This window comes from Peribacillus sedimenti (assembly GCF_046237635.1).
GTDB classification, from domain to species: domain Bacteria; phylum Bacillota; class Bacilli; order Bacillales; family DSM-1321; genus Peribacillus; species Peribacillus sedimenti.
The window spans coordinates 823,538-848,644 of record NZ_CP143547.1 but is presented as its reverse complement, the minus strand read 5'-3'; the positions used below and the strand labels follow the sequence as shown (position 1 = coordinate 848,644).

General features: G+C 41.9%; 27 protein-coding genes and 1 riboswitch. Of the genes, 11 read left to right on the top strand and 16 right to left on the bottom strand.

The annotated features are described in order from the left end of the window. Positions 1 to 154 precede the first annotated feature (154 nt). On the top strand, positions 155 to 652 hold the full coding sequence (locus V1500_RS04255) for a hypothetical protein (RefSeq protein WP_409304364.1): 498 nt from the start codon (positions 155 to 157) through the stop codon (positions 650 to 652). Between the two features lie 71 nt (positions 653 to 723). Here V1500_RS04255 and V1500_RS04250 read toward each other — a convergent pair whose 3' ends face one another. After that, the gene (locus tag V1500_RS04250; RefSeq protein ID WP_409304363.1) at positions 724 to 1,557 is read right to left on the bottom strand and encodes a YihY/virulence factor BrkB family protein; all 834 of its coding nucleotides are present in this window, start codon (positions 1,555 to 1,557) and stop codon (positions 724 to 726) included. Between the two features lie 51 nt (positions 1,558 to 1,608). Then, entirely contained in the window at positions 1,609 to 1,992 is a 384-nt protein-coding gene (locus tag V1500_RS04245; protein ID WP_409304362.1) for a YtxH domain-containing protein, read from the bottom strand. A gap of 233 nt (positions 1,993 to 2,225) precedes the next feature. Here V1500_RS04245 and V1500_RS04240 point away from each other — a divergent pair, with 233 nt between their 5' ends. The 4 genes from V1500_RS04240 (at position 2,226) to V1500_RS04225 (ending at position 4,674) form a co-directional block, all read left to right on the top strand. Next, positions 2,226 to 2,450, top strand: coding sequence for a DUF1128 domain-containing protein (locus V1500_RS04240; RefSeq protein WP_409304361.1), 225 nt, complete (start codon positions 2,226 to 2,228; stop codon positions 2,448 to 2,450). 169 nt (positions 2,451 to 2,619) lie between these two features. Beyond that, positions 2,620 to 3,885 (top strand): gephyrin-like molybdotransferase Glp, encoded by a 1,266-nt coding sequence (gene glp / locus V1500_RS04235; protein ID WP_409304360.1) that lies wholly within the window; start codon positions 2,620 to 2,622, stop codon positions 3,883 to 3,885. After that, entirely contained in the window at positions 3,873 to 4,403 is a 531-nt protein-coding gene (mobB, locus tag V1500_RS04230) for a molybdopterin-guanine dinucleotide biosynthesis protein B (RefSeq protein ID WP_409304359.1), read from the top strand. Before glp ends, mobB begins: the two co-directional genes overlap by 13 nt. A 67-nt stretch (positions 4,404 to 4,470) precedes the next feature. Then, entirely contained in the window at positions 4,471 to 4,674 is a 204-nt protein-coding gene (locus tag V1500_RS04225) for a DUF2164 domain-containing protein (RefSeq protein ID WP_409304358.1), read from the top strand. A 136-nt stretch (positions 4,675 to 4,810) separates the two neighbouring features. Here the strand turns inward: V1500_RS04225 and map are convergent, their stop codons facing one another. From map to V1500_RS04185, 8 genes are all read right to left on the bottom strand, one after another. Further along, the gene (gene map, locus V1500_RS04220) at positions 4,811 to 5,557 is read right to left on the bottom strand and encodes a type I methionyl aminopeptidase (RefSeq protein WP_409304357.1); all 747 of its coding nucleotides are present in this window, start codon (positions 5,555 to 5,557) and stop codon (positions 4,811 to 4,813) included. 314 nt (positions 5,558 to 5,871) lie between these two features. Next, positions 5,872 to 6,387 (bottom strand): type 1 glutamine amidotransferase domain-containing protein, encoded by a 516-nt coding sequence (locus V1500_RS04215; protein WP_409304356.1) that lies wholly within the window; start codon positions 6,385 to 6,387, stop codon positions 5,872 to 5,874. An 82-nt stretch (positions 6,388 to 6,469) separates the two neighbouring features. Further along, the gene (locus V1500_RS04210; protein WP_409304355.1) at positions 6,470 to 7,459 is read right to left on the bottom strand and encodes a class I SAM-dependent methyltransferase; all 990 of its coding nucleotides are present in this window, start codon (positions 7,457 to 7,459) and stop codon (positions 6,470 to 6,472) included. Next, positions 7,456 to 8,793, bottom strand: a complete 1,338-nt coding sequence (locus V1500_RS04205; RefSeq protein WP_409304354.1) for an FAD-dependent oxidoreductase — start codon at positions 8,791 to 8,793, stop codon at positions 7,456 to 7,458. The genes V1500_RS04210 and V1500_RS04205 overlap by 4 nt, the downstream gene beginning before the upstream one ends. 335 nt (positions 8,794 to 9,128) lie before the next feature. Next, positions 9,129 to 9,416: a late competence development ComFB family protein gene (locus tag V1500_RS04200; protein WP_409304353.1), complete on the bottom strand. Its 288-nt coding sequence runs from the start codon at positions 9,414 to 9,416 to the stop codon at positions 9,129 to 9,131. 315 nt (positions 9,417 to 9,731) lie between these two features. Further along, on the bottom strand, positions 9,732 to 10,490 hold the full coding sequence (gene motB / locus V1500_RS04195) for a flagellar motor protein MotB (protein ID WP_409304352.1): 759 nt from the start codon (positions 10,488 to 10,490) through the stop codon (positions 9,732 to 9,734). After that, a complete protein-coding gene (gene motA, locus V1500_RS04190; RefSeq protein WP_409304351.1) occupies positions 10,483 to 11,274 on the bottom strand; it encodes a flagellar motor stator protein MotA in 792 nt (263 codons plus the stop codon). The genes motB and motA overlap by 8 nt, the downstream gene beginning before the upstream one ends. Before the next feature lie 208 nt (positions 11,275 to 11,482). Beyond that, the gene (locus V1500_RS04185) at positions 11,483 to 11,851 is read right to left on the bottom strand and encodes a DUF1992 domain-containing protein (protein WP_409304350.1); all 369 of its coding nucleotides are present in this window, start codon (positions 11,849 to 11,851) and stop codon (positions 11,483 to 11,485) included. A gap of 317 nt (positions 11,852 to 12,168) precedes the next feature. On the opposite strand from V1500_RS04185, the gene V1500_RS04180 reads away from it, so the two are divergent. Further along, entirely contained in the window at positions 12,169 to 12,618 is a 450-nt protein-coding gene (locus tag V1500_RS04180) for a C40 family peptidase (protein ID WP_409304349.1), read from the top strand. 124 nt (positions 12,619 to 12,742) lie between these two features. Here V1500_RS04180 and V1500_RS04175 read toward each other — a convergent pair whose 3' ends face one another. Beyond that, on the bottom strand, positions 12,743 to 14,386 hold the full coding sequence (locus V1500_RS04175; RefSeq protein ID WP_409304348.1) for a M20/M25/M40 family metallo-hydrolase: 1,644 nt from the start codon (positions 14,384 to 14,386) through the stop codon (positions 12,743 to 12,745). A gap of 156 nt (positions 14,387 to 14,542) precedes the next feature. Next, complete coding sequence (locus V1500_RS04170) at positions 14,543 to 15,637, bottom strand: AbrB family transcriptional regulator (protein ID WP_409304347.1); 1,095 nt, start codon at positions 15,635 to 15,637, stop codon at positions 14,543 to 14,545. Between the two features lie 269 nt (positions 15,638 to 15,906). Here V1500_RS04170 and V1500_RS04165 point away from each other — a divergent pair, with 269 nt between their 5' ends. The 4 genes from V1500_RS04165 to V1500_RS04150 all read left to right on the top strand — a co-directional run bounded on the left by V1500_RS04165 (position 15,907) and on the right by V1500_RS04150 (position 20,285). Further along, positions 15,907 to 17,187, top strand: a complete 1,281-nt coding sequence (locus V1500_RS04165) for an MDR family MFS transporter (protein WP_409304346.1) — start codon at positions 15,907 to 15,909, stop codon at positions 17,185 to 17,187. 141 nt (positions 17,188 to 17,328) lie between these two features. After that, on the top strand, positions 17,329 to 18,336 hold the full coding sequence (gene mreBH, locus V1500_RS04160) for a rod-share determining protein MreBH (protein ID WP_409304345.1): 1,008 nt from the start codon (positions 17,329 to 17,331) through the stop codon (positions 18,334 to 18,336). 317 nt (positions 18,337 to 18,653) lie between these two features. Further along, positions 18,654 to 19,208, top strand: a complete 555-nt coding sequence (locus tag V1500_RS04155; protein WP_409304344.1) for a thioredoxin family protein — start codon at positions 18,654 to 18,656, stop codon at positions 19,206 to 19,208. A 216-nt stretch (positions 19,209 to 19,424) separates the two neighbouring features. Further along, positions 19,425 to 20,285 carry a YihY/virulence factor BrkB family protein gene (locus tag V1500_RS04150; protein WP_409304343.1) on the top strand — a complete coding sequence of 287 codons (861 nt, stop codon included), beginning with the start codon at positions 19,425 to 19,427 and terminating at the stop codon, positions 20,283 to 20,285. Positions 20,286 to 20,320: 35 nt separating this feature from the next. Here the strand turns inward: V1500_RS04150 and V1500_RS04145 are convergent, their stop codons facing one another. Continuing rightward, positions 20,321 to 21,508, bottom strand: coding sequence for a DHH family phosphoesterase (locus V1500_RS04145; protein ID WP_409304342.1), 1,188 nt, complete (start codon positions 21,506 to 21,508; stop codon positions 20,321 to 20,323). 178 nt (positions 21,509 to 21,686) lie between these two features. Here V1500_RS04145 and V1500_RS04140 point away from each other — a divergent pair, with 178 nt between their 5' ends. Further along, complete coding sequence (locus tag V1500_RS04140) at positions 21,687 to 21,956, top strand: hypothetical protein (protein WP_409304341.1); 270 nt, start codon at positions 21,687 to 21,689, stop codon at positions 21,954 to 21,956. 286 nt (positions 21,957 to 22,242) lie between these two features. Here the strand turns inward: V1500_RS04140 and ribE (V1500_RS04135) are convergent, their stop codons facing one another. From ribE (V1500_RS04135) to ribE (V1500_RS04125), 3 genes are read right to left on the bottom strand one after another with little or no spacing between them, the layout of a single operon-like run. Then, positions 22,243 to 22,710, bottom strand: coding sequence for a 6,7-dimethyl-8-ribityllumazine synthase (ribE, locus tag V1500_RS04135; RefSeq protein ID WP_409304340.1), 468 nt, complete (start codon positions 22,708 to 22,710; stop codon positions 22,243 to 22,245). A gap of 12 nt (positions 22,711 to 22,722) precedes the next feature. Further along, positions 22,723 to 23,892, bottom strand: coding sequence for a 3,4-dihydroxy-2-butanone-4-phosphate synthase (ribB, locus tag V1500_RS04130; protein WP_409304339.1), 1,170 nt, complete (start codon positions 23,890 to 23,892; stop codon positions 22,723 to 22,725). Between the two features lie 17 nt (positions 23,893 to 23,909). After that, complete coding sequence (gene ribE, locus V1500_RS04125; RefSeq protein WP_409304338.1) at positions 23,910 to 24,548, bottom strand: riboflavin synthase; 639 nt, start codon at positions 24,546 to 24,548, stop codon at positions 23,910 to 23,912. A 317-nt stretch (positions 24,549 to 24,865) separates the two neighbouring features. Next, positions 24,866 to 25,001: riboswitch (FMN riboswitch) on the bottom strand. Between the last annotated feature and the right edge of the window lie 106 nt (positions 25,002 to 25,107).

Genomic DNA, 25,107 nt, shown 5'->3' with positions numbered 1-25,107 from the left:
AAAGAGATGGGGGGAAAAATTTAATGTTGAAAAAACAGAGATGAGCCATTATAATATCAAAGTGGCGTTTTCATACCATATTATGTAAACCCGGTATAGGAGTGGCCACTTCCCGTAGTACATATATATAGAGACATTTTAAGGGGGTTTCACGATGAAAAAAATCTGGGTATTGATGTCTGCTCTAGCACTGGCTTTCGCGCTGGCAGCTTGCTCGAACAAAACAGAGAGTGAAGGCAGCAAAGAAGAAAAAACTGTATCCAAAGATGATGTTAAACGTTCTTTAGTACAATATCTGTCCAGCATTACAAAAGCGATTAATGATAATGATGTTGACCTTAATGCATTTGAGGCTTCTGAAGAGAAGCCGACAGAAGAAATTAAGACAGCCGCAAGTAATTCAGCTGCTGCAGTGGTGGATGCCCTTGGCAGTGTTAAGGTACCAGAAGAATTAAAAGACCAAAAATCAGACCTGCAGGCAGCAACTAAGGACGTAATCGCCTCTTACCAGGCAAAAGCAGATGAATTGAAGAAGCCAGCTCCTTCCCTGGATGCTGCAAATGCAACACTGGCTCAAGCTGAAGAGAAGTTCGGAACAATATTCAAAGAGGCTGAATTATTAAAGCCAAGCATCAGTACTTCTGTACAATAATTATTATGACAAACGCGCAGGCCACGTAATATTACGTCGTGACCTGCGCGTTTGTGCTTTGAACGACAGCTTCATCCGCAATTAGGGTCCTTTCTCACACCTGCTATTGCATTGATCTGACCACCTATAATGATTACAAAAGCTGAAAGATAAAACCAAATCATCAATACAATAATCCCCCCCAAGCTGCCATAAGTGGCGCTGTAGTTATTAAATTTGTCAACGTAGTAGGAAAAGCCAAGCGAAACGATATTCCAGCCGAGTGTTGCAACTACCGCACCTGGCATCACACTTAAACATGTAATTTTTTTATTGGGGGCAATCCAATATAACGCGGTCAGCACAATAAACAGCACAATCGAACTAATAATCCATCGTAAAGCATTCCATATATGCAGGAACTCTTCTGACCATCCAAGTTTTGCGGTAAACAGTATGCCGATTTGCCTCCCGAACACTGGAAGCAGCAATGCTATGACGAATACAAATATCATCGCAACAGTTAAGATCAGGGCCATTCCTCTGGCTATGAAAAATGAGCGATTCTCGGTGACATCATATGCCTTATTAAAGGCAGCAACCAAACCCTTAATTCCATTCGAACCTGACCACAATGTCCCAATTATTCCAAAGGAAAGCAGCCTTCCATGATCGGTGAGTGCATTGTGGACATTTTCCTCAATCAATTCCATAGATTCTCGAGGTGCATAGCTACCGACCGTATTGAGGAGATCTGTTACGGAAATAGGCAGGTATGGAAGAAGAGAAACTAAAAAAATCAGCAAAGGAAACAGGGATAAAAGAAAAAAATAGGCCAGCTGGGCAGAGAGGCCAGGTACATCGTCATTGTCAATCCGTTTTATTACTGTTTTGATATACGACCTGAGCCTGCCCTGTACCCCCATAGCTGCCACCTGACCTTAAAATATAAATTGTCAATACAACTCAAATACTGGTTAGTGTGTTTGTAAATTTTGAGCATGATGGACTTCGCCATCGGTCACAAACGCATCTTTCGTTTCTTTTACCATGTGAGCAACCTGCGGAGGAATTTCCTTCATTTCCTCCATCTTGGCAGATATAAACGCCACATCCTGTGATATTTGCTCAATGGTAGTACGTAGCCTGCTGCTCATATCCTTCAGCTGGTTAAGGGCACTGTCTGGATGGGCGACAATGGACCTCATGTCATTCATATACCGCATGCTGTTGTCCATGACGGACCTTCTGGTGGTTCTGTCCAAAAGGCTGATTGCTGCGCCTGCAAGAGCACCAAGCATCAAAGCCCGCATAAACCTGCTTGTTCTTCCTGGCGGCTGGCTTACCATATAATTATTCATCTGTAATTCCTCCTGAACATAAATTGGATGACATAATAAATATATGAAAGGATAATAATCATCCTTCGGCAGCATTCTACCTCTGTTAATAATCTTCCCCTTTTTACTGCATCAAATGATTTTTAATTTATGGCTTTTCTTGGACTATAGATGCTGCATGTTCGTCTCTTTTGGTTGACTTATGCTGATAATCATGAAAAGATGGCAATAAATGAACGAAAGGAAGTGCAGTCTTGGATTTAACCAAAAATTCAGCCGAGAACGTTGAATACATGATTGAAGCTATAAAGGAAAAATTAAAAGTCATGAATATAGGGGCAATAAAATCCTCTCATTTTAATGGCGAAATGTACGAAGAATTGCTTGAAATATATGAGATGGTTATGAGAAAAAGCAACTTCAGCCCAAGTGAGATGCAGGCTATTGCCGAAGAGCTGGGGCGGCTCAGAAATACATAAAAACATTAGTTACAAGAGACTACAGAGCCCGGGTTTCCGGGTTATTTTTTTGTTGTTAAAAGCCATTTTGATGACAAAGTGTATCTTGAACATGGTTGATTACTGATTATATAGGATACATATTAATGAATAATAAGATATCGGCAAAACAAAATTGGGAGTGATCGCTTTGCTGGAACGCAGAAAACCTATTACCGTTGCTGAAGCTGTAGAAAAAGTAATGATGCATAAACTATCTGGAGAAATGGAATGGATCGCAATTGAGGAATCTGATAATCGATTTTTAGCACAAGATATTGTCGCTACTCATGATGTACCCCATTTTGACCGTTCACCTTATGATGGGTTCGCCCTTCGTTCTATTGATACCGAAGAAGGTTCAACGAACAAACCATTAACTTTTGAAGTCATTGAAGAACTTGGTGCCGGCATGGTTCCCACAAAGGCGGTAGGCCCTTTTCAAGCGGTGAGGATTATGACGGGAACTCAAATGCCTAAAGAATGTGATGCGGTTTTAATGCTGGAGTTATCCGCTGAATCGGAGAAAAACGGGCGCAAATTCATCACTTTCAAGCGCTCGCTAAAGAAGGGTGAAAATGTTTCATTTCAAGGTGAAGATGCGAAAATGGGTGACGTCCTTGTACATAAAGGAACATTGATTAATCCGGGCGTGAAGGCAGTCCTTGCTACTTTCGGCTATGACAGTGTTCCAGTTGCAAAAAAACCCGTTATTGGTGTTTTCGCCACCGGTTCAGAACTGCTGGACGTTTCCGAACCGCTTCAGCCAGGAAAAATTAGAAACAGCAATTCTTATATGATTTCCTCTCAAATTCAGCGTGCTGGTGCGGACGTTATATATTTCGGCAAGCTTGTTGATGAACTGGAAACAAGCCATAATGCCATCAAACAGGCACTGGAGAAAGTCGACCTTTTGATTACCACAGGCGGAGTTTCCGTTGGCGACTATGATTTACTGCCAGACATTTATAAAAAGCTTGGTGCGGACGTTCTTTTTAATAAAGTGGGAATGCGTCCCGGCAGCGTAACTACAGTTGCTGTTCTAGAAAACAAGTTCTTATTTGGACTATCGGGAAACCCCTCCGCTTGCTACGTAGGGTTTGAATTATTTGTAAGGCCGATTGTCAGAACGATGCTGTTTGCTGACCGCCCTCATTTACGAAAGGTACAGGCTGTTTTAGGTGCAGATTTTCCTAAGGCAAACCCTTTCACCCGTTTTGTACGGACAAAGCTGTTCTATGAGCAGGGATTATTAAAAGTGGTTCCGAGCGGAATGGATAAATCAAACATTGTGATGAGCCTGGCAGGCGCTAATTCTTTGGCAGTGCTTCCTGGAGGTACACGCGGTTTTGGGGAAGGAGATAAAGTGAAAGTCCTTCTCCTGGAAGACCAGGAAGGCAGTGAATGGCCATGGTAAAACCGGTGATCTTTCAGATTGCCGGATACCAGAACCGAGGAAAAACTACGCTTATTTCAAGATTAATCACTGAATTGCAGCAGGTCAATTTGACAGTTTCTGTGCTAAAGCATCACGGGCATGGAGGCCCGCCCGATTTGCCCGAAAAGGATTCTGCCAGGCATTTCCGGGCAGGGGCTGTTGCTTCTTTAGTTGAAGGAAGCGGACAAATCCAGCTTCATGGAGATTTATCAGGAGAGTCCTCCGGTCATCTTCAACATCTCCTTCAGCTTCTTGGTTTATTTGAAACAGATGTTATTTTGATTGAGGGATATAAAAAAGAAAAGTTTCCCAAGGTTGTGATCGTTAAGTATGAATCAGACCTTGAGCTGCTAAATAACCTTTCCAACATACGGGCAATTGTCTGCTGGACGGAGACATTAAAAACCGTTGAATCGCTCCGCTTAGAGTTACCAGTATTTAGCTTGGACTCTCAGGATTTCTTCGACTGGATTATAGCTGAAATAAGAAACTCTTGAAAAAGCAATCTTATAGAAAGGTACGATACTTATGTTTTTTTCTTTTAATTTACAGGATAAATCGGCAATGATCAGCAAAATACAGGAGTATGTCTACAAAGAAGAAGGCAAAGAAATAGGTGAGCTTGCGGCAGGTAACCATTTGGAGTTCATTTTGGAGGAAATCGCCCCTTATATCTATAATGAAGCAATTAAGGATGCAAAAAAAGTCATACAAAGCAAGATGGACTCCATGGACGAAGACATTGCATCCCTTGAAAGGCCGCTATAGATAATCAATGATCCCATCCTAATTAAAGCGCACCGCTTTGTACGCGGGCTTACTAATAAGAAAGAAAAAGCCATCCGGTTCAAATCAACCCGGATGGCTTTTCTGTAACTAACAGAACCAGGAGTTATCTATCATTTCACTGCTCTGTCAAGATTAATGGCCCATTTTTCGTAAGGGCTATTGTATGCTCATATTGAGCCGAATATTTGTTATCAGCAGTGGATGCTGTCCAGCCATTGGGATGGCGGACTACTTTATAAGTACCTACATTTATCATTGGTTCAATGGTAAAGACCATTCCTTCTTTTAGCCTTGCCCCTTTATGCGGCAGTCCGTAGTGGGGAATCTCGGGCTTCTCATGAATGGAAGGGCCGATCCCATGCCCAATGAAGTCCCTGACGACCGAAAACCCTTCTCCCTCTGCATACGATTGGATGGCATGCCCGATGTCCCCAATACGATTTCCTATGACTGCCTGCTCAATCCCTCTATATAACGACTCTTTGGTAACTGACAATAAGCGCTCTATTTCCTCTGAAACAGTTCCCACCTTATATGTCCAGGCTGAATCGGCGAGTGCCCCGTTATGATTAACAACCATATCAATGGTAACAATATCTCCGCTTTTTAAAGGTGTTTTTCGAGGGTAGCCATGGCAAATCTCCTCGTTTATGCTGGCACAGGTTGCATATTCATAGCCTTTATATCCTTTTTGCTCTGGCTTGGCACCTGCTTGTTTTAAATACTTCTCAACAAACTCCTCGATTTCCCAGGTAGTAACTCCGGGAGCAATCATCTTTGCAATTTCCCTATGGCAGCCAGCCAGAATCTTGCCAGATTCATGCATAGCTTGTATTTCTCTTTCTGACTTTAATACGATCAAATTATGACACTTCCTTTTTTTCTTACGTGCTGATTCTATTTTACTGCAAAAAAGGAATGATATGAATCATGAAGATTTTCAGCCGAGTATCAATTCTTTAAGCATAAGGTCTTCTGTTGTAAATATACGGCTCAAAACATTCCAATGCGACTGTCCATTTTATGGAGGAAAGAACAAAAAAATCCCGGGCGCCTGAACCTCCACTCCCTGCAGCCAACATTCTTCATTAGCAAGCAAATAAAAAAACTGTAGCAAGCTCGATTTACATCGAGTTTGTCTACAGTATGAAATTCCGGAAGCTCCGGGATATGGTTTTACTTAAGTAATTGTAACGCCTCACGGCTAAACGCCGGTATGTCGTCTGGCTGTCTGCTCGTAACCAGTTGATTGCCGCATACCACTACCTCTTCATCCTTATAGTTTGCGCCTGCATATTCCATGTCAACTTTAATTGATTTATAGCCTGTTGCACTACGTCCTTCAAGTGTCCTCGCTGTAATCAAGAGCTGCGGGCCATGGCAGATCGCAAATACCGGCTTTTTCTCATCCATAAACGATTTAGCAAAGTTTACAAATCTTCCATCTTCCCGCAGAAGGTCAGGTGAGAATCCTCCGGGAATGAATAAAGCATCAAAATCTTCAGGCCTCACCGCATCGATGCTTTCGTCAACCGTTATGGAAGCCTCCTCCTGCTTACCGGTAATGGTTTTTCCTTTTTCTTTTTCGATTGTCGTTACCGTATGGCCTGCCTCTACGAATGCTTTCGCAGGCTCTGTATATTCGGAGTCCTCAAACATATCTGTAATCAGGCATGCTATCTTTTTACTCATACTATTCCCTCCTTAAATTGTGTACATAGTTATTTTCCCGATTGTAACTTCCATAAACATGAGTTACTGTGGAACAACTGCCTCACCTTTTCTTTAACACTATCACATACCAGCCGCCCTCTTTAATAACCGCTTTCTTTTGATCAATTATAAGGCCTGCATTTTTCGCAATAAGTTTCATACGCCGAATCGATGGAACCGGATACAGGTTGTTAAATGCCGAAAAGAAGCTGTTAAAAGCACTGGAAAATTGTGCACCATTTTCGTCATGGCTGATTGGTGTCATAATCGCTATCCTTCCATCTTCGGACAGCCATCCGGAAACTCTTTTCATCACTTCGGTTCGATGATCTGGTCTTATATAGTGTAGAAGATTATTCATCATAATAACGTCATACGTTTTCTGGGGTTCAAACTCCATTAAATCCGCCTGTCTGATCATTATATTTTTCTGGGCGGCACACCTTTCTTTCGCAGACGCAGCAACCTCTCCATTTAGTTCTATTCCTTCAAAATCCACATCTGTAAATTGCTCAGCAAGCCTGGATATATAACCCGCCTGCCCGCACCCCAAGTCAAGGACTGTATGATAATTATATTTTTTTAAAAGCTTTTGGAAGGTGGGATATGCTAACTGCTCAAGCAAAGAGGATGTTTGTGCAACTGTTTGCCCATGCATTTCATGGTTAAATGTACGTTTGCTATTATTTCTCATCAATTCTGGATAAGCGAGGAGTGTTGGGATATGAAGCTCCATCATTTCTTTAAGGATGATCCCGGTGGAGCGTGGGTTCCTCTTGCTGGCAGGAATCCTGAATTTTTTTGCTGTTTTATACCTTCCGTTGGACAGCTTCTTTAAATGGTTTACCGCAACCCCTACATCCACCCACTGTTCCAGGAGATCTTTTTCATAAGAAGTATCTCTTGCAACATCCGAAACGGTTGCAGGCTCTGAGAACTTTTGAAACAGATCCAGCTCATAACCGACGTATGCGTGCCAGCTATATAGAAAAGGGATATTCTTCTTCATCCAATTACGTGCATTTAAAAGCCTTGCATACTCGCCTATCATAGCAGCCTCCTTGGAATATCGGCTTTCCATGGGTAATCATCATCTCGATTGAAGAAATACGATCGTTTTTCATCACTATCGAGATCACGCTTTCTGATGGGTGCACCGCCAATTTGTATCATACGGTCATAAAGGTTCTCATCCCAAATACCAAGTCCTGAAATGTTAAGCATCTGTTTATAATGCAGGAGGCCATCTCTTTCCATCCGTTTTAATGTTTTGGTCCTGAACCAGGAAACAGGCTTATAGGGATAAGAATAAGCAAGCGCTGACATGTGGCTCAGCTCCAGGATCTTGTCCGTTCTCGACTTACGTACCTTGGGATACCATTGAAGGTTATTTTGCTGGAGCCTGTTGTGCTTGTACATATCACACAGGAGTTCACCAAGAATGTCTGCATCCTGCATGGCGAGATTCATTCCTTCTCCGGCCATAGGATGCACTGCATGGGCTGCATCCCCAATAATGGCAAATCTGCCTTTTACATAGTTTGAAGCATGAAAAGCAACAGGAATCATCAATTGTATCCTTTTCCAATCTGCCAGCTGCTGGACGTAACCATCCAATTCGGGACAGAGTTTTACATATGCATGATGGACTGCCTCTATGCCCAATGTTTTCATATCTTTAAAAGAACCTGCAGGTATTAATAATACTGTCCTGACTTCATTTTGAGGCAATGGAAAGAGTCCCAAAAATTCGTCCTGGGTAGAGATGATTTTGCCAGTGACCATAGTTTCTGGCCGTCGGAAGGTAACAGTCAGGAAATGATGATTGTAGGTCTCTTGCTTCACTTCAAGGCCCATTGCCGTGCGCGTAACCGACTTTCTTCCTTCTGCTCCAACGAAGAAATCAGCCTCTATCTCGATCTGTTCTTTCGTATCAGGAAGATGGATGATCGCTTCATTTTCTTTATATTCTTTGCAGGCTGCAGGTGACAGGTAGTGAAATGATTTGTAGGAACATGCTTTTTCCCTTAAGATATCCTTTAATTTTTCATGCGGAATCATCAAGGAAAAATTATACTTGACTGGAAGCACCGTATAATCCATTACAGATTCTCCTGCTTTATGATATACTCCATCATTCGCTCCTTTAAGTTCCGTAATTTCAATGGCTGGCAAAACGTGCCCATTGTCGCAAATTTGGTCCAGCACGCCAATTTCATCAAGTATTTGAAGCGTTTTAGGCTGCAGCAGTTCTCCTTTATACAGGGAGTCGGGTTTTTCATGACGCTCGATAGTCACAACATCAATCCCGCAAGCTGCAAGCTTAATCCCCAAAGTCAATCCCCCTACACCGCCTCCAACTATCAAGACATTTGTTTTTTGCATCCAAATCCGCTCCTTGTTTAACATTGTGTTAAGAGATAGTGGGCTTTGTGACGGCAATAAAATATCCAATTTTGTTATTATTTAGAATATTATCCTCTGAAAGTCCACTTGAAACTTTGCGATATGTTTTCCGGCTATAGCGGCTTAACTCCATCTAAGATTTAAAAGCCTTTTGTTTTTTTGCAAACGCCAGGATTCCTGCGGGAGCAGCGGGACAGGTTAGCCCCCTCGAGAGTGTATCTTCGCTCACCGCAGGCCCCCGCGGAAAGCGAAGCGCCCGCAACAAAACATATGGGAATAAAAAAAGAAAGCAGCTATATATAGTGCTTCCTTTGTTAATCCGTATTGTCATGTTTAGGATATTTCCCAACAATGTGGATGGCATTAATGATTCTTTTATTGATCCACATCCGGTTTTCTTCAGTATTCAATTGGTCATAAATCCGTTCCCTGCCCTCTTCCGTAGTCACATAGTGGCTTGGCAGGTTATTTAGACTTAAAGCAATCATATCATTACGGCATTTCTTGCACTTACAAAACGTTTGATATTCGTTTCCCGTCATATAGAAATTGACAAGTGTAGCTACCATTTCCTCCATGACATTGATATATCCTTTATCCATACCTCTCCCTCTTTCTGAACAACTTTCACGCAAGCCTAATTTCCCATTCTGTTTATACAATATGAAGTGGATTATGATGGAATAAGAATATCCGGTTCACTTTTCGAAGAAGGAATATCGGTAACGATCATCCATATCCTTAATTTTGCCAAACCTATTGTAGTGTCGCAGCCGCTGGTTTGCTGATGGGCTAGTTATGCAAGCCCACTGCCGAGGAAGCCCCTGAGACAGAAGATAATTCCTAATAAAATCAGCTATCCTATATATAGAAAAACCTGTACTCCGACAGGTTTTGTCTGTGCCTGGCAAAAAGGATCAATTTCCAGCTTCAGCTCTTGGCATAATTAAAATTTCAACACGCCGATTCATTGCCCGCCCCTTGCTTGTTTTATTGCTTGCTACTGGTTTAAATTCTCCATGGCCCTTGGCACTGAAAAATTCCGGATCCAGCTTTTTATTCTCAAGCAGTATTTTCATGAAATTTACAGCACGCATAACGCTTAAATCCCAGTTTGAATCATAGCGGTATGTTTGTATGGGAACATTATCCGTATGTCCGCTAATCACCACAGAACGCGGCGTATCCATTTTTAACAAATTGGATATATCTTTTGAAATTTTTCTGTCCTCTGGCCTCAAATCAGCACTTCCTGATTCAAATAAGACATTATCCCGTATCGTTACCAGCAAACCTTCATCGCTCAGCTTTGTCCCCAACTTATTGGTTAATTGCTTATCCTGGATATATTGATTGATCTTTGTTTGCATTTCACGCAATTCTTCCTGTTCGTGATTTGCCCCCCCTGTTTTAGCACCAGAGACTTTTATGTTACTTTCTGTATTAGACGGATTCGTATCCGGTACTGGTGACTGGAATTCCATTACACCTGTACCGCCATTGAATATTTCATTAAAGACCGTGGATAATTGCTTGAATTTGGAGGCATCAACAGAACTAGTTGCAAACAACACAATAAATAAGGCAAGCAGCAGTGTCAGTATGTCTGCATACGGCACCAACCAGGACTCATCGATATGTTCCTCATGCTTCTTATGCTTCTTTCGCTTAGCCATCCTGCTTCACACTGCCTTCGAGCATTTTTTGTCTTTCGCCTGCGGGCAAATATGAAGTAAGCTTTTGTTCGATCGTTCTTGGAGCCTCGCCTTCAATAATAGAAAGGATTCCTTCTATCATCATGTTCTTAAGGCGGACTTCTTCCTGGGATTTACGCTTGAGCTTGTTTGCGAATGGGTGCCATAGCACGTATCCTGTATAGATACCCATTAGTGTAGCGATGAACGCAGCGGAAATCGCATGCCCAAGCTCATCAGTGTTATCCATATTGCCCAAGGCAGCTACCAATCCGACAACCGCTCCCAGTACTCCCAATGTTGGCGCATAAGTTCCTGCCTGTGTAAATATGGCGGCACCGGCAAGATGCCTTTCTTCCATTGCCTCTATTTCCTCGGACAGTATATCTCTTATATAATCTGCGCTTTGTCCTTCCACAGCAAGGTTTAATCCATTTTTCAAAAATTGGTTATCTACTTGTTCAGCAATGCTTTCCAATGCAAGCAATCCTTCTTTTCTCGCTATGACAGCCCATTCGGAGAATGTCTTTATTAATTCTTCAGGTTTAGTTAATTGCTGGCTTGTGAAAATGATCTTAAAAAGCTTAGGGACCTTTTTCAGCTCAGATCCTGGTACAGCTGTTATAACCGCAGCCGCAGTTCCCGCTATAATGATCAAAATAGCAGCGGGATTTACTAATGCCGACGGACTTACACCCTTTAATACCATGCCGACCCCTAATGCAACTATGCCCAGCAATAATCCAACCACTGATGTTTTATCCATTTTTGATTCACCCATTCATTAAATTTCTAATCTCTTTGTTATATCGGACAGAAATCACAATAAATGAGTGTTTTTCCAGAAAAACTATTTAGGCTTCCTTGAGTCTGGCAGTTCCTTTTAAAAAGATACATTACACAGCGGGAAATAGATGTTTTCAAAAGTGTTTTCAAAAAAAATAGACATTTCATCTGAAATGCCGGACTTGCCGTTACCTGAACAGCTTATCTATTTTAGACTGGTATTGTTTAAAGGCTTTGCTGTTGGTTGTATTTCTTTTCTCCAATACTTTGTTAAAAGCAAGCAGTTTTTCGTTTAATTGCTTCTCCAGTTTCTGTCTTTCCTCCTGATCTTCGCAATTTGCAATCAGGTCTTCTATTCGCATTAATTCATTTCGATACGAAGCCTCCGCTTCTACCATCCCGGCATTTTTCAGCATTCTGTACGCCATTCTCAATTCTGGCGGGATGCCATTCATATCATCGAGATTCAACGGTTTGCCCTTGCCTGGCAGGTTATCGAATTCCCCATCCTTTATTGCCTGCTTTATTTTATCTTCCGCTATATTGATAAAATCCATAAAATATCACTCCCCTCTATATTCTCAACTATAAGTTTGCCCTCTCAGGTAAGAACAATATGTCATGATTGTTTATTTCTGATGCTGACATAATATCAGTCAAACAAAGACCACGACACTTTCAAAATGGGGAGCTAAGTTGATTTATCATCGTAAATTTCGTTTCAACCTTGTCGAATTAATAACAAAATTGTCGCATTTGTAATATTTTTGTAATAAAAAGTAACGACACTGTAACCGTGTAACATTATTCTTTTGGTATATTATACCTATAAAAAATAAAGCTTTGAGACTTTCTTATTATATGGGGGTCCCGAATGAAGAAAAGATTAATTTGTTTTTTTATACTAGGCATGTTATTTAGTTTTGCTTTTCCTGTCAACCATACAGAGGCTGCTTCACCAGATCAGGTAATAAGTGTCGGCAAAAAATACATAGGTGTCAGGTATTCATATGGAGGCACGACACCAAATGGATTCGACTGTTCCGGCTTTATAAAATATACTTTTAAAAGAGCTGCTGGAATAAGTCTGCCGCGTACCTCCGCCCAAATGGCAACCAGGGGGAAGACCGTAACCAAAAGCCAGCTTAAAAAAGGAGATTTAGTGTTCTTCAGGACTTCGAAGGCCCATAATGGGGTTTCACATGCAGGAATCTATATCGGAAATAATAAGTTCATTCATGCTTCCTCTTCAAAAGGGGTAAGTATCGCATCATTAAACGACTCTTATTGGAAGCCTAAATTTATTCGAGGACAAAGACTATAATAGATTTTATCCAAGCAGGCTGCATTGGCAGTCTGTTTTTTTATATTTACCCTCCCACAGACAACTAAAACCGATGGAACACAGCAAAAGGCCCGGCATTAAATACCCGGCCCTGCTTCTAACATTATTGCAGGGCAGCGGTGACTGCTTCCTTCAATAAATGGGGAAATTGCTGTAAAGAAAAAGTCAATTCCAATCTCTCGGTACGTTTGTGTGCATCTTTTCCATATGGGCCTAGATTAATAGTTGGGATATCCAATTCATTAATATCCTGAAGAGGAAGATTGTACCGTATTCCATACAGCGGCATCTCCCTGCTCAATGCGGGTATTACTTGATCTGCTTCGAGCAGCCTGCAATAGCTTACGTCAGACAGTCCCATGAAATATTGCTGCAGTTTAATTTCCTGATTAAACTTTTCTAACGATAAGGAAATGATTTGCTCGGTGACCCTGATTATTTTATCATCACGTACATTTCCACTTTGGAGTGAAACATGGGGGTAAAAGGGTGGTGCGAACAACAGCAAATAAAAAGGCTCCAAATCCTGAAAATATCCGCTTATAGTTTTAGCCATAGCTACTGTAAGGTCCCTGTAATCGAAATCCATCGCGGTAGATTTAAGCAATGCTTCATCCATTTCTTTGACAAACACGTCCCCATGCCTCTCCATCCCCAGGTCATAAAGTTCTGAATAGGTGTAGGTTTTGGGCTTTAATTTTTCAATATACTCCAAATATGGGGCTCCCTCGGCATGTAAATATGCTCTTTTAAGCTTTGCCAAAATATCCATCGCACTTTTATCAGCTACATCTTTTAGCTTTTGCATGACATCTTGCGGAGTTTGCAAGAGTGTCAGTACATTGTAGAGCACATAGCTGTGCTTCGGCGTTTGTACATTATAATGCTCTTTCAGATCCATCAGCTTAAGAGCCATTGGCGGCGGATTCTTCAAAGTGCCAGCCTTTTCGATAAATTGGTCTGAAAGTTCCATGTTGTTGACGAATGCAGCTGCCATCCAGGCTGCATTAAGCCCTTCAAACGGTTCCCCGACATGTGTTTCTCTTCCACTGCAAAATAATAAGGGAAGCAGCTTTCCTACCGAGCCTAGATAAAGATATTTCGAATCATCGCCCGGATACCTGGAAAAGGATGGTTCTGAACATATAGCAAGTTCATACTGTAAACCCGCTTCTTGCTGAAGCTCCCTCAGAAGCTTTACAGCAGCCAACATGCCCTCAGAATTTCTCTCTTCATCAGGTGTAGACAAAAGCAGTACGTTCCCTTCAAAGTTCCTGTCCTGGCATAGTTCTGACAAAAGGGCAATTTGAACTGCAAGACCTGCCTTCATATCCATGATTCCCCTGGCAAAAAGCCAGTTGCCTGATTCCAAGTCTTCCCTTACATCTACCGGCAAAGTTTCCTGTTTTAATCTTTCAGTATATTCGTCTGGATCAAAAGCAAATGATTTAAGATAACCATAGTCATCCACCCCTACAACGTCATAATGACTCATTAGTATGACCGTTTTGGAGGCTGGTGATGATGTTCCCTTGACGAGAGCAGCGATGGCCCTTCTGCCTAATGAATCTCCTTTTATTGCTTGTTGATAAATATAGCCTTCATTCTCTGCAAAATAGGGGATTTCTTTTAAGATATCAATTAATTTGTCAGCCATGTCATTTTCTTGTTCCGTCCCCGCAACACTTGGAATCTTTACAAGCCTTTTTATGAGCGTCAAGATTGCATCCTTGTTATTCCAATGCACGTTGCCCTCCATCTCCTTTGCGAACATTATTCTAGTAAATTGGGATAAAACAACATGGCAAGTCTACTTGTAAGATATGACATCCTGTAATTGTAAATGACCAGCGAGAGAAAATAAAAAACATCAGTATGATTAAAAATTATCTAACAAAAAGCATTACAATCCTGATTTAGAAAAGCTTTTTACCGCAAGCCACTTGATCACAGGAGACAACAAGAATAATATGAAGAAAATCCTGAATAAATGGAAGCCGGTGACAATGGATACGTCAGCATTCACCGACATTGCAGTTACCGCCATTTCAGCTACCCCACCAGGTGCCAGGCTTAAGAATAGATCATTTATAGGGAAGGAAAGAAATCTTACGAGAATAGAAGCTACCCCGTAACAAAAACCTATTAAAAGAATGTTTCCGATCAAAATTACTCCAAATAATTTCTTAAACAACCCCGGATTATTTGCCCGCAGTGTGGCGCCCAGATGAGCACCAATCAATAATTGAGCTGTATTAAGCCAAAACCCGGGAATGCTCGGTGCTCCCCAGCCTGAAAGGTTAAAAACAGCCGCTGTCAGCAATGGGCAAAGCATGAATGGAAGAGGAAAATGCAGCTTCCTGCCCGCAAATATTGCAATAAACAACATAACACCTAATAAAGCAGCCATTCTCCAATCATATTCTATTATAAAAAAATGGCCCTTTTTAATTATTGTTTGTACCGGGTTGGAAGCATGTTCTGTCAGTACATGCACCACCAGCCAGGGCACGATAGATATGACCAGGAGTATTCGTAATGTCTGCATGAAAGCAACAATGCCTTCATCGGCATTTTTTATTTCTTCGCTTAGAATAACCATCTGCGAAAGCCCCCCAGGAAAGCTTCCTAATAGAGCCGTATTTAGTGTGAGCCCCACTCTTTTTGAAAGGAAAATTGCAGTCAAGGCTGTGAAAAGTATAATGAGGACAGTTGTAATCAGCATGATGGGAAGGTTGGCGATCATTTGTCCCACAGCTTCCCTCGTAAAGGAGCTCCCCAACTGGAGCCCGAGTACGATTAAACCAGCATTCCTAAGCTTTCCAGGCCAGTGCAAATAGTTCGGGAATTTCCATTTTAGGACCATGACAGCAAGAAGCGGGCCGAGCAGCCAAGGTAAATACATACCCGATATATAAAAGATGGAACCGCCAACAGCAGCTGACCCTCCCGTAATACAGAGGGCTTTCAAATTGTTTTTCCTGAACCGCACATTCATTCAATCAAACCTTCTTTATCTTTTTGTATCTATATAATAATCGTATCATATTTTTTAAGACGGCTGGAAATATATGATTGATTGCTTGAATGGACCCCCATTACATATTATCCTGCTGATTTTGCCAGGGTAAAATCCAGAAACTATTATCCGGGAAATATCGACCTCTTGTAACAATATTCCTTGCTTACGCCGTTAGCCCCTCTTGTTATGTCTCACTTCAAGAAGGTATCATTAGAAAGGTTGATCATAGAAAGAGAGAGTGAAACATGCGTCTTAGAGAATGGGATAACAATTTGAAGATTAGACTGGCAGGGGAATCAATAGTAAACATCACCTTTTGGATGTTTTTCCCTTTTCTTGCTATTTACTTTACCGAATCATTTGGAAAAACAGAGGCCGGATTGCTGCTCATCTTTTCCCAGATGTTTTCGGTGGCAGCTAATTTGCTTGGCGGATACTGCGCTGACAGGTTTGGCAGAAAAAGAATGATGGTGCTTTCTTCCATTGGACAGGGCCTTTCCTTCATACTTTTTGCAGCCGCAAGTTCTCCATGGCTTCATTCCCCTATCATAGGTTTTCTTTGCTTTACATTAGTAAGTATCTTCGGATCGCTATACTGGCCTGCAAGCCAGGCCATGGTAGCGGATGTAACAGATGAAAAGGATCGGAGCGATGTATTTGCGGTCTTTTATACTTCCATCAATATAGCGGTAGTAATCGGACCGATTATTGGCGGGATTTTTTATGCTGAACATAGATTCCAACTTCTCCTTCTTGCCTCGATCCTAAATATCTCTTTAGGATTGATTCTTCAGAAGTGGATAACTGAAACGGCTCCGGCTTTTAAAACTGCCCAAGGCAATTTAAAGACCTCTTGGCATCGTTTTTTGATGCTTCAGCTTCGTGACTATCATGTCATTATAAAAGATAGGACCTTCCTTCTTTTTATATTGGCTGGTGTACTGGTCGGCCAGACTTTTATGCAATTGGACTTGCTGATTCCGGTCTATGTCAAGGATTCCATAGTAGCACAGCAGTCCCTGTTTTCAATTGGTCACTGGTCTTTTAACATTTCGGGGGAACAAGCCTTTGGCTTCCTCCTTGCTGAAAATGGTTTTTTCGTAGCTTTGCTGACGATTTCAGTAACGAAATGGATGACGATGTATAGAGAAAAAAATGTTTTCATTCTTTCATCGCTGGTATATGCAGTCGCTATGGCTGCTTTCAGCCAAACAAGCTGGATTTGGGGATTAATATTCGCAATGGCCCTGTTCACCTTCGGGGAGCTAATGACAGCAGGAATCCAACAAGGGTTTATCTCCCAGCTGGCGCCGGAAGAAATGCGCGGCCAGTATTTTGCAGCTGCAAGCCTCAGATATACGTTCGGAAGGATGATTGCGCCTGCCGCGATTCCAATGAGTGAATGGGTCGGGTACAAATGGACTTTTTTATCGCTGGCTGTTTTGTCCATTCTAAGTGTATTTATCTATATCTTAATGTTCAATCGAATGGATAGACAAAAAACTGAGCTTCCGGTTCATCAATAAGTCGAGGAGTCCAATTGTTATTTTGGCTAGTTATTGTGCAAAATAGCCCAAATCAAATTTCCACAAATTCCTACCCCCATAAATCGACATCTTTATGTAGAATCTTATATGGGGGTCAAACTCTGAAAAAGGAGTGACTGTATGTTATCAAATGTGGAAATTGGAATTGATTTAGGTACCGCCAATACGCTCGTGTACAGCAAAAATAAAGGAATCGTGTTAAATGAGCCATCCGTCGTGGCGATTGATACGGAAACCAATACGGTATTGGCTGTTGGAACAGACGCAAAAAGCATGATTGGTAAAACTCCTGGAAATATCGTCGCAGTGCGTCCATTGAAGGATGGTGTCATTGCTGACTTTGATATTACAACCCAAATGCTTAAACAAATCATGAAAAAGGCCGGTAAAAAGCTTGGTTTTTCCATTAGAAAGCCAAATGTAGTGGTATGTACACCTTCTGGCTCAACATCAGTAGAGCGCCGGGCCATCCATGATTCAGTGAAAAGCTGCGGAGCCAAACAAGTACACTTAATTGAAGAGCCTGTTGCGGCTGCTATAGGGGCGGATTTGCCTGTTGATGAGCCAATCGCCAATGTAGTAGTGGATATTGGAGGCGGGACGACAGAAGTTGCCATTATATCTTTTGGCGGGGTTGTATCCTGCAACTCAATCAGAATCGGCGGCGACCAGCTGGATGAGGACATCGTGCAATATGTCAGAAAAAAATACAATCTGCTTATCGGTGAAAGAACTGCTGAACAAATCAAGATGGAAATCGGCTATGCACTCATAGACCATGAACGTATGTCCATGGATGTAAGAGGGCGTGATTTGGTCACTGGCCTGCCGAAAACGGTAACCCTCCATTCTGACGAAATCCAGGAGGCAATCCGGGAATCGCTGCTTCATATTCTTGAAGCAATCCGGGCAACTCTGGAAGATTCGCCGCCAGAGCTAAGCGGGGATATTGTCGACCAGGGCGTTGTACTCACTGGAGGCGGAGCATTGCTAAATGGCATGGTGGATTGGCTGAGCACAGAAATTGTCGTTCCAGTGCATATTGCTCCAAATCCGCTAGAATCGGTTGCAATTGGTACTGGCCGTTCCCTGCAAGTCATCCATAAGCTTCAAAAAGCTGCAAAGTAAGAAGTGGCAAAAAGAATTCCCAATTCTGGGCAGAAACCAGGAATTAATTTAGACAGGTTGTTTCTTTAGATATCTTGTTGGGCGTGAAACCGGTATTGGACCGGGATCATGCCCTTTTATTTTCCTTTGTTCCAACGCGTTATTAGTATATAGAATGTTTCAGTTCACACATTCTTTTAACCAAACAAATTGTAATCAAACTCCGGCAGGGTTCACCTTGCTATTATTGCATGCATTGCAAAAAGCTTTCATTCTCCCCGTTAAGCAGGTTATGATGTTAAAAGAACCAATACTCTGAGGATGGGGGAATGCAGTTTATGAGCTCTTTAAATACCTGGTTTCAAAAAGGCATGAATAATGAACAATATTTGGCATATATGCAGACTCACAAAGAAAACCTGCTAGGTGTATATGAAAAGTTCCAGTTGACAGAACAGGATAAGCAAGTATTATCAGAATTGAAATCGAAAGGCTTGCGCACGATTGTTCTAACGGCGGACTGGTGCGGAGATGCGATGGTAAACATTCCAATCCTGATGAAAATCGCTGAGGAGGCAGGCATCGAAATCCGCTATTTGGTTCGGGACGAAAACCTCGAATTAATGGATCAATATCTGACAAATGGAACAGCGCGCTCGATTCCAATTTTTATCTTTATCGACTCTGATGGAAATGAAGTCGGTAAATGGGGTCCACGGGCAAAAGTGGTTCAATCCTTTGTGGACGAATTGCGAAGTACGATGCCAGCCAAAGAAGATCCAAGCTTTGATGCTGCCTTCAAGCTTTTCATCGATGCGGTAACCACTCGCTTTACTACAGATGAAGACTTATGGGTTGAAATCAAGAAAGACATTATAGCTACATTGAAATGACGGATATCTTATGCCATTCCAAATGTAGTAATATATGGGCATTATACCAATGAAAAGATGCTTGGCCTTTCGGCTCGAGCATCTTTTTTTTATGGAGGGAATCTGGAAGGGGCATTTCCCTGTTTATACTTCATAGCCTATTTACAGGGTTAAACTTCCGTTATTCCGGGAAAAGGGCAATAAGTAAAAAGTCATTTCTCAGGAGTTGATGGCATTATGAGGAAAAAAAGATTTATCCGGTTTGGAAAACAGTTAGGCAACGAAATCAAAGAGGACCGGGCAACTGGCTTGGCTGCCGAGCAGTCCTATTATTATATGCTCGCTATTTTCCCCCTTCTTATACTATTGCTCTCAATAGTACCGTATTTTAATATTGATCCGCAGAAGGCCCTCAATTTCATGAGCTCAATAATGCCTTCTGATACCTCTGATATATTCAAGGAAAATGTAGTAAAGATTGTCAGTGAGCGGAACGGCGGTCTCCTCACCTTTGGTATCCTCGGGACCATCTGGTCGGCGTCCAACGGAATGAATGCTTTTATTCACTCCATGAATGTCGCCTTTGATGTAGAGGAAACAAGAAGCTTCTTTAAAACCCGATTAGTATCAATAGCTCTTACCTTCGGGCTGATCGTCGCATTTTTGGTAGCCCTTGTTTTGCCGGTCTTCGGGAATGTGCTTATCGATTTAATTAAATATATTATCCCCGTGCCGCAGCAATTGGAATTTTTATTCAGCATCCTTCGCTGGGTTATTGCCATCGTGGTAATATCTATTGTTCTCGCATTCATGTACCGTTTTGCACCAAACAAACATTACCCCTTCAGACAGGTTATTCCTGGAGCCATTGTGGCCACAGTCCTCTGGCAGCTGATTTCACTGGCATTTTCGTTTTATGTAAACCATTTCGGCAACTATACGTCTACGTATGGCAGCATTGGGGGAGTCATCGTACTGATGCTTTGGTTTTATCTGACGGGCCTTGCACTGGTAATCGGCGGCGAAATCAATGCATTGAATCATCGAAATGCAGCAGCAGTCCAAGACAGTACAACAGGACAAACCGTTTCCACTTAATTGTTTTAAGAACCTGGCAAATACGCCAGGTTCTTTTACTGTTGATGCCGATTATAAAATGTAAGAAGATAATTGAAAAACTTATCATCTCGAACTAAATAAGCATAATAAGTTCTTTTAATGAATTTTTCTGCCTCAGCAAAGCTCTCAAAAACCTGTTCCTGTTTCGTTTCATTTATTCGTAGCATCCACCCGGAGCCTTCAACATAAGAAACAAAAATTAACTCATCATGCTTGCCGTGATATAAGCATCCTTTTGGCGACTCCCTTTCATTGAATCTATTGCGGAATGCATCACGTTTTAGAGGTTCAGAATGAAATGTCTTTTCTACGAATTCAAGAAATGCATCTGGTGTAAGGTTGCATCCTGATGCCTTTTGATGGCCACCTCCATCATATCTGGCAGCCACTTCAGATACATCCACATCATCGTGAATCGTCCTGAGGCTAATGCGCTTACTGCCGACCATGACGATTGCTATGTAATCCAGATGGGGAAATTCCTTGGATAATTCATTGCCAAGCTCGGAATGATAGGATTCCGCATGTACCACACCGGCAAATTGATTTCCAATCTCCATCTGGTATACCTCACGTTTTTTTCTTCTGATATATCTTTCCACTCTGTCTTCTTCCACTTCAAGCAGCTTTTTCTCGATTTCGTCAAAAGCAAATTCAGTTTGCGTTGTCAGCCTCGCCATCATTTTTTCCTCAAACTCGTCAATGGAGTACATAAAAAACAAGTCATTGAGGTTCTTGGCTTTCAAATTATTGTTCCGGTCCCACTCCCAGGTATCGTATTGACGAACAAGTTCTACAAATTCATCCAGTATTTGTGACTGGTCCACAAACTCATTTTCAAGCAAAAACTCATAGAACAGCGAAGTTGCCGACGCAAGGTTTCCATCCCTATGTTCAACCTGCACAGAGGCCCATTCGTGCTGATTAAGATGTTCAGCAGACTTATGATGGTCAATTAACCTGGCCACACCTCCGCCCTCAACAAATTTGGATATTCTCTTTTCATTATCTTCACTTACGGACAAATCGGTGATCAGGAGAGTCACATTATTTCTGTTTTCTTGCTCAAGAAACACTTCAACCTGATGGTTCAGCCCTGAAATAGAATTATAAAACACTTCAGTCTGGTCCCCCAGGGCAATCTTTGCCAAAATTCCGCATCCTACCCCGTCTAAATCATTATGTGACAAAAGCTTATACATATATATCCTCCTTATACACTCGGGAGCCTATCCTGCCGGTACTCCAGTCAGAAATGATATTGATTTATTTTTTCATCCGCTCTCTATATATTGTCCTGAAATGCCCAGTGAATAAACACTGATAAGATGTTCAAAAATAACCTTAAAAACTATCGATTGAGAAAAGAGGGAGCTATTTATGAAGCAAATTCTCGAGCATGCAAAGGAAATCCTGGAATATACATATGACCATCCTGAATCCGACGACTTAGCGAGATGTATCGAGGCTTTAGAAGAGGCAAAAGAAACAGCCGGTGAAAAGCGGGAAATGATTGAAAATATTATCACATCAATTACACAGGCCCATCATGCACAAAGACAACTTGATATAGCGGGAGATGTGTCATCTTCCATGGCATTCGGCCAGGCATTTCGTGCTTTGGACCAGGCCATCCAATCGTACCGCTAATTAAGTAATTCTTCCAGGACAAAAAGTAAGACTTTCATCAATCTGGAGCAATATAAAAAAATCCGGCAGGGCATTCCCTCCGGATTTTTAGACTGTGGGCAAACGCGATAAAATCGAGCTTGCCTACAGTCTTTTTGTATTTGTGCATGCGGTTCATTTTATGGTGCCATTGCTGACATCCTATGGATATAGAGTCCTACACACTGTAATTAAGTATGGTTTTACATGAATTAAGCAGAAAGCCAATCCAGCACATATCTATGTCTGTTTGACGATATTCTTATTCTTAACCAATCATCTTGCCAAGATTGGCCATTTCGATTGCCGATACGGCAGCTTCATAGCCTTTATTTCCTGCCTTTGTTCCTGCCCTTTCAATAGCTTGTTCGATGTTTTCTGTTGTCAGCACACCAAAGATGACCGGTACTCCTGTTTCCAGTGAAACAGATGCAATATTTTTCGCTGTTTCACCTGAAACATAATCATAATGGGTCGTAGCTCCCCTGATCACAGTTCCCAGCCCTATCACCGCGTCATAATTTCCGGTCTGAACCAGTTTCTTTGCGATCATTGGAACCTCGTAAGCGCCTGGTGTCCATGCTATATCAATATTATCCTCGTCTACACCGTGACGCTTCAGTCCGTCGAGCGCGCCACTGAGGAGCTTGTTTGTGATGAATTCATTGAACCTTCCAACTACGATCCCAACGCGTAAACCCGTACCTATTAAATTTCCTTCAAAAATTTTTCCCATGTTGTTTTCCTCCTAAAATAAATGTCCCGTCTTTGAATGTTTTGTTTCAGAAGCTTCCTTTTCAAATGGAATTTGAATAGGGACAGTTTCTATAATCTCCAACCCGTAGCCGGTAAGCCCGGAAATTTTTTTGGGGTTATTAGTTAATAACCGCATATTTCTGACGCCAAGATCTCTTAGTATTTGTGCTCCCAAACCATAATCGCGAAGTTCCGCCGGAAATTCAGGCTTCTCGTAGGAATTGTCCACGCCCTGCCCTTCTTTATCAGCCTTCAATTTATTCAGGAGACTGTGCCCCCGTTTCTGCTGCCGCATATAGACAAGGACACCCTTACCCTCCTGCTCGATCTGGGAGAGTGCTGCGTGCAGCTGCGGACCGCACTCACAATGATACGAACCAAACACATCTCCAGTAAGGCATTCTGAATGGACCCGGACGAGCACAGGCTCATCGTAGCTCCAATTGCCTTTTACTAACGCAAGGTGTTCACGGCTGTCAAGCGGATTGGAGTAAGCTACCAAATTAAATTCACCGAAAGGAGTGGGAAATGCAGTTTCGACTTCCCTCTTTACCAATGTCTCATGCTTATGTTGGAAACGAATCAATTCGGCAATTGTGATAAGTTTTAGATCGTGCTTTTTGGCAATTTCTATTAAATCCGGTACCCGGGCCATAGAGCCATCTTCTTTCATGATTTCACATATTACGCCGGCAGGGGCTGCACCGCTCAGGATTGCAAGGTCTACAGAGGCTTCTGTGTGCCCAGCCCTCCTAAGAACGCCTCCTTCTTTTGCGACGATTGGAAAGATATGGCCAGGCCTTCTGAAATCGGAAGGCACAGATTTATCATTTAATAATTCCAGGATCGTAGTCGACCGTTCGAATGCACTGATGCCCGTAGTTGTATTTCTATGATCGATACTTACCGTAAAAGCCGTACTATGATTATCAGTATTATTGTCGACCATAGGGTGCAAATCTAATTTGGAAGCAAGCTCTTCAGTAATGGTGGTACAGATCAAGCCCCGCCCATGGGTCGCCATAAAATTGATTGCTTCCGGTGTTGCCTTTTCGGCAAGGACAACAAAATCACCTTCATTTTCCCTGTCTTCATCATCCACGACAATGACAGCCCTGCCAGCTTTTAAATCCTCTAATGCCTCTTCAATAGTGTTAAACATGTCTCCACCCGCCTTTTTTAAAATCCATTCTCAGTCAGGAAATCCAGGGTTATCTTGCTGTTTTGAGTTTTCCCTTGCGCTTGATGGATAATATACTTTCCTATCATGTCATTTTCGATATTTACAATATCCCCAGCATTTTTTCGGCCAAGAACTGTGTCCTGATGGGTCAAAGGAATAAGTGAAACTGTAACAGTGCCGCCTTCAATACGAAATATTGTGAGGCTCGTCCCATCTATAGCAATGGAACCTTTTGGTATACAGTATTTAATAAGATCCTCATCCAGTTGTATGCTGTAATATACAGCATTGTCCTTCCGCTCTTTCTTGACGATGGTTCCTGTACCATCGATATGACCTGAAACAAAATGGCCGCCAAACCTTCCAGATGGACTCATGGCGCGCTCCAGATTCACTGGAGAACCTGATTTCAACATCTTAAGCGAGGTATCCTTAACCGTTTCAGGCATAACATCCACAGTAAAAGCATGGTTTGTAAAATGCGTCACGGTCAAACATACTCCGTTAACCGAAATACTGTCGCCCAAATGGACATCTTCCACGATTTTTTCACTGTTGATTGTAAGCTGCATGCTTTGCCCGCTGCTGCTGATAGAAGAAACAGTCCCAATATCCTCAATGATTCCTGTAAACATATTTTCACCTTACTTCTTTTTACGTTGGAATATGAATTAATAAATTTATAGTTCCCGTTTGTCCATTGATGTATCATTGAAACCGTTATTACATATAATTGAAAGCGGACTACCAGCCTCCTCTTAGAGAAAACACTCTGGCATAGATGTTTAAATAGCCCAAGGAAAATTCCATTATCAGGATGTGTTTTCTTCCAATGTATACTAAAAACCCGCTGGACAATGGTCCTGGCGGGTTGTGTTTACGGGAGAATATGGTCTTAAAAATATATCCAAATAAGCCTATACAAATATAGGCTCTTTATATATATGTTCCATATGTCCTTCTCCCATCCAGGCTGTACTGTCGGCTTTGGAATTTCACCAAATCCTGCCGTTTTATCGGCTCGCGGGCTGCGAAGCTTTGCACTCCTTACCGCCGGCTGGGACTTTCACCCGACCCCGAAGGACAAATATACAGTTATCTCACAAACAAGCCAATCTCATACAAATCAAACCGGCAAAATAAGTCCGATTGTTTGGATTTTATCACTTCCAAGTAATTATATCAAAGTAAAAA

Coding starts and splice junctions, on each gene's coding strand:
- V1500_RS04255 (WP_409304364.1), top strand. CDS start 155: ATGAAAAAAATCTGGGTATTGATGTCTGCTCTAGCACTGGCTTTCGCG.
- V1500_RS04250 (WP_409304363.1), bottom strand. CDS start 1,557: ATGGGGGTACAGGGCAGGCTCAGGTCGTATATCAAAACAGTAATAAAA.
- V1500_RS04245 (WP_409304362.1), bottom strand. CDS start 1,992: ATGAATAATTATATGGTAAGCCAGCCGCCAGGAAGAACAAGCAGGTTT.
- mobB (WP_409304359.1), top strand. CDS start 3,873: ATGGCCATGGTAAAACCGGTGATCTTTCAGATTGCCGGATACCAGAAC.
- V1500_RS04225 (WP_409304358.1), top strand. CDS start 4,471: ATGATCAGCAAAATACAGGAGTATGTCTACAAAGAAGAAGGCAAAGAA.
- V1500_RS04215 (WP_409304356.1), bottom strand. CDS start 6,387: ATGAGTAAAAAGATAGCATGCCTGATTACAGATATGTTTGAGGACTCC.
- V1500_RS04210 (WP_409304355.1), bottom strand. CDS start 7,459: ATGATAGGCGAGTATGCAAGGCTTTTAAATGCACGTAATTGGATGAAG.
- V1500_RS04205 (WP_409304354.1), bottom strand. CDS start 8,793: ATGCAAAAAACAAATGTCTTGATAGTTGGAGGCGGTGTAGGGGGATTG.
- V1500_RS04200 (WP_409304353.1), bottom strand. CDS start 9,416: ATGGATAAAGGATATATCAATGTCATGGAGGAAATGGTAGCTACACTT.
- motB (WP_409304352.1), bottom strand. CDS start 10,490: ATGGCTAAGCGAAAGAAGCATAAGAAGCATGAGGAACATATCGATGAG.
- motA (WP_409304351.1), bottom strand. CDS start 11,274: ATGGATAAAACATCAGTGGTTGGATTATTGCTGGGCATAGTTGCATTA.
- V1500_RS04185 (WP_409304350.1), bottom strand. CDS start 11,851: ATGGATTTTATCAATATAGCGGAAGATAAAATAAAGCAGGCAATAAAG.
- V1500_RS04180 (WP_409304349.1), top strand. CDS start 12,169: ATGAAGAAAAGATTAATTTGTTTTTTTATACTAGGCATGTTATTTAGT.
- V1500_RS04170 (WP_409304347.1), bottom strand. CDS start 15,637: ATGAATGTGCGGTTCAGGAAAAACAATTTGAAAGCCCTCTGTATTACG.
- V1500_RS04165 (WP_409304346.1), top strand. CDS start 15,907: ATGCGTCTTAGAGAATGGGATAACAATTTGAAGATTAGACTGGCAGGG.
- mreBH (WP_409304345.1), top strand. CDS start 17,329: ATGTTATCAAATGTGGAAATTGGAATTGATTTAGGTACCGCCAATACG.
- V1500_RS04155 (WP_409304344.1), top strand. CDS start 18,654: ATGAGCTCTTTAAATACCTGGTTTCAAAAAGGCATGAATAATGAACAA.
- V1500_RS04150 (WP_409304343.1), top strand. CDS start 19,425: ATGAGGAAAAAAAGATTTATCCGGTTTGGAAAACAGTTAGGCAACGAA.
- V1500_RS04145 (WP_409304342.1), bottom strand. CDS start 21,508: ATGTATAAGCTTTTGTCACATAATGATTTAGACGGGGTAGGATGCGGA.
- V1500_RS04140 (WP_409304341.1), top strand. CDS start 21,687: ATGAAGCAAATTCTCGAGCATGCAAAGGAAATCCTGGAATATACATAT.
- ribE (WP_409304340.1), bottom strand. CDS start 22,710: ATGGGAAAAATTTTTGAAGGAAATTTAATAGGTACGGGTTTACGCGTT.
- ribB (WP_409304339.1), bottom strand. CDS start 23,892: ATGTTTAACACTATTGAAGAGGCATTAGAGGATTTAAAAGCTGGCAGG.
- ribE (WP_409304338.1), bottom strand. CDS start 24,548: ATGTTTACAGGAATCATTGAGGATATTGGGACTGTTTCTTCTATCAGC.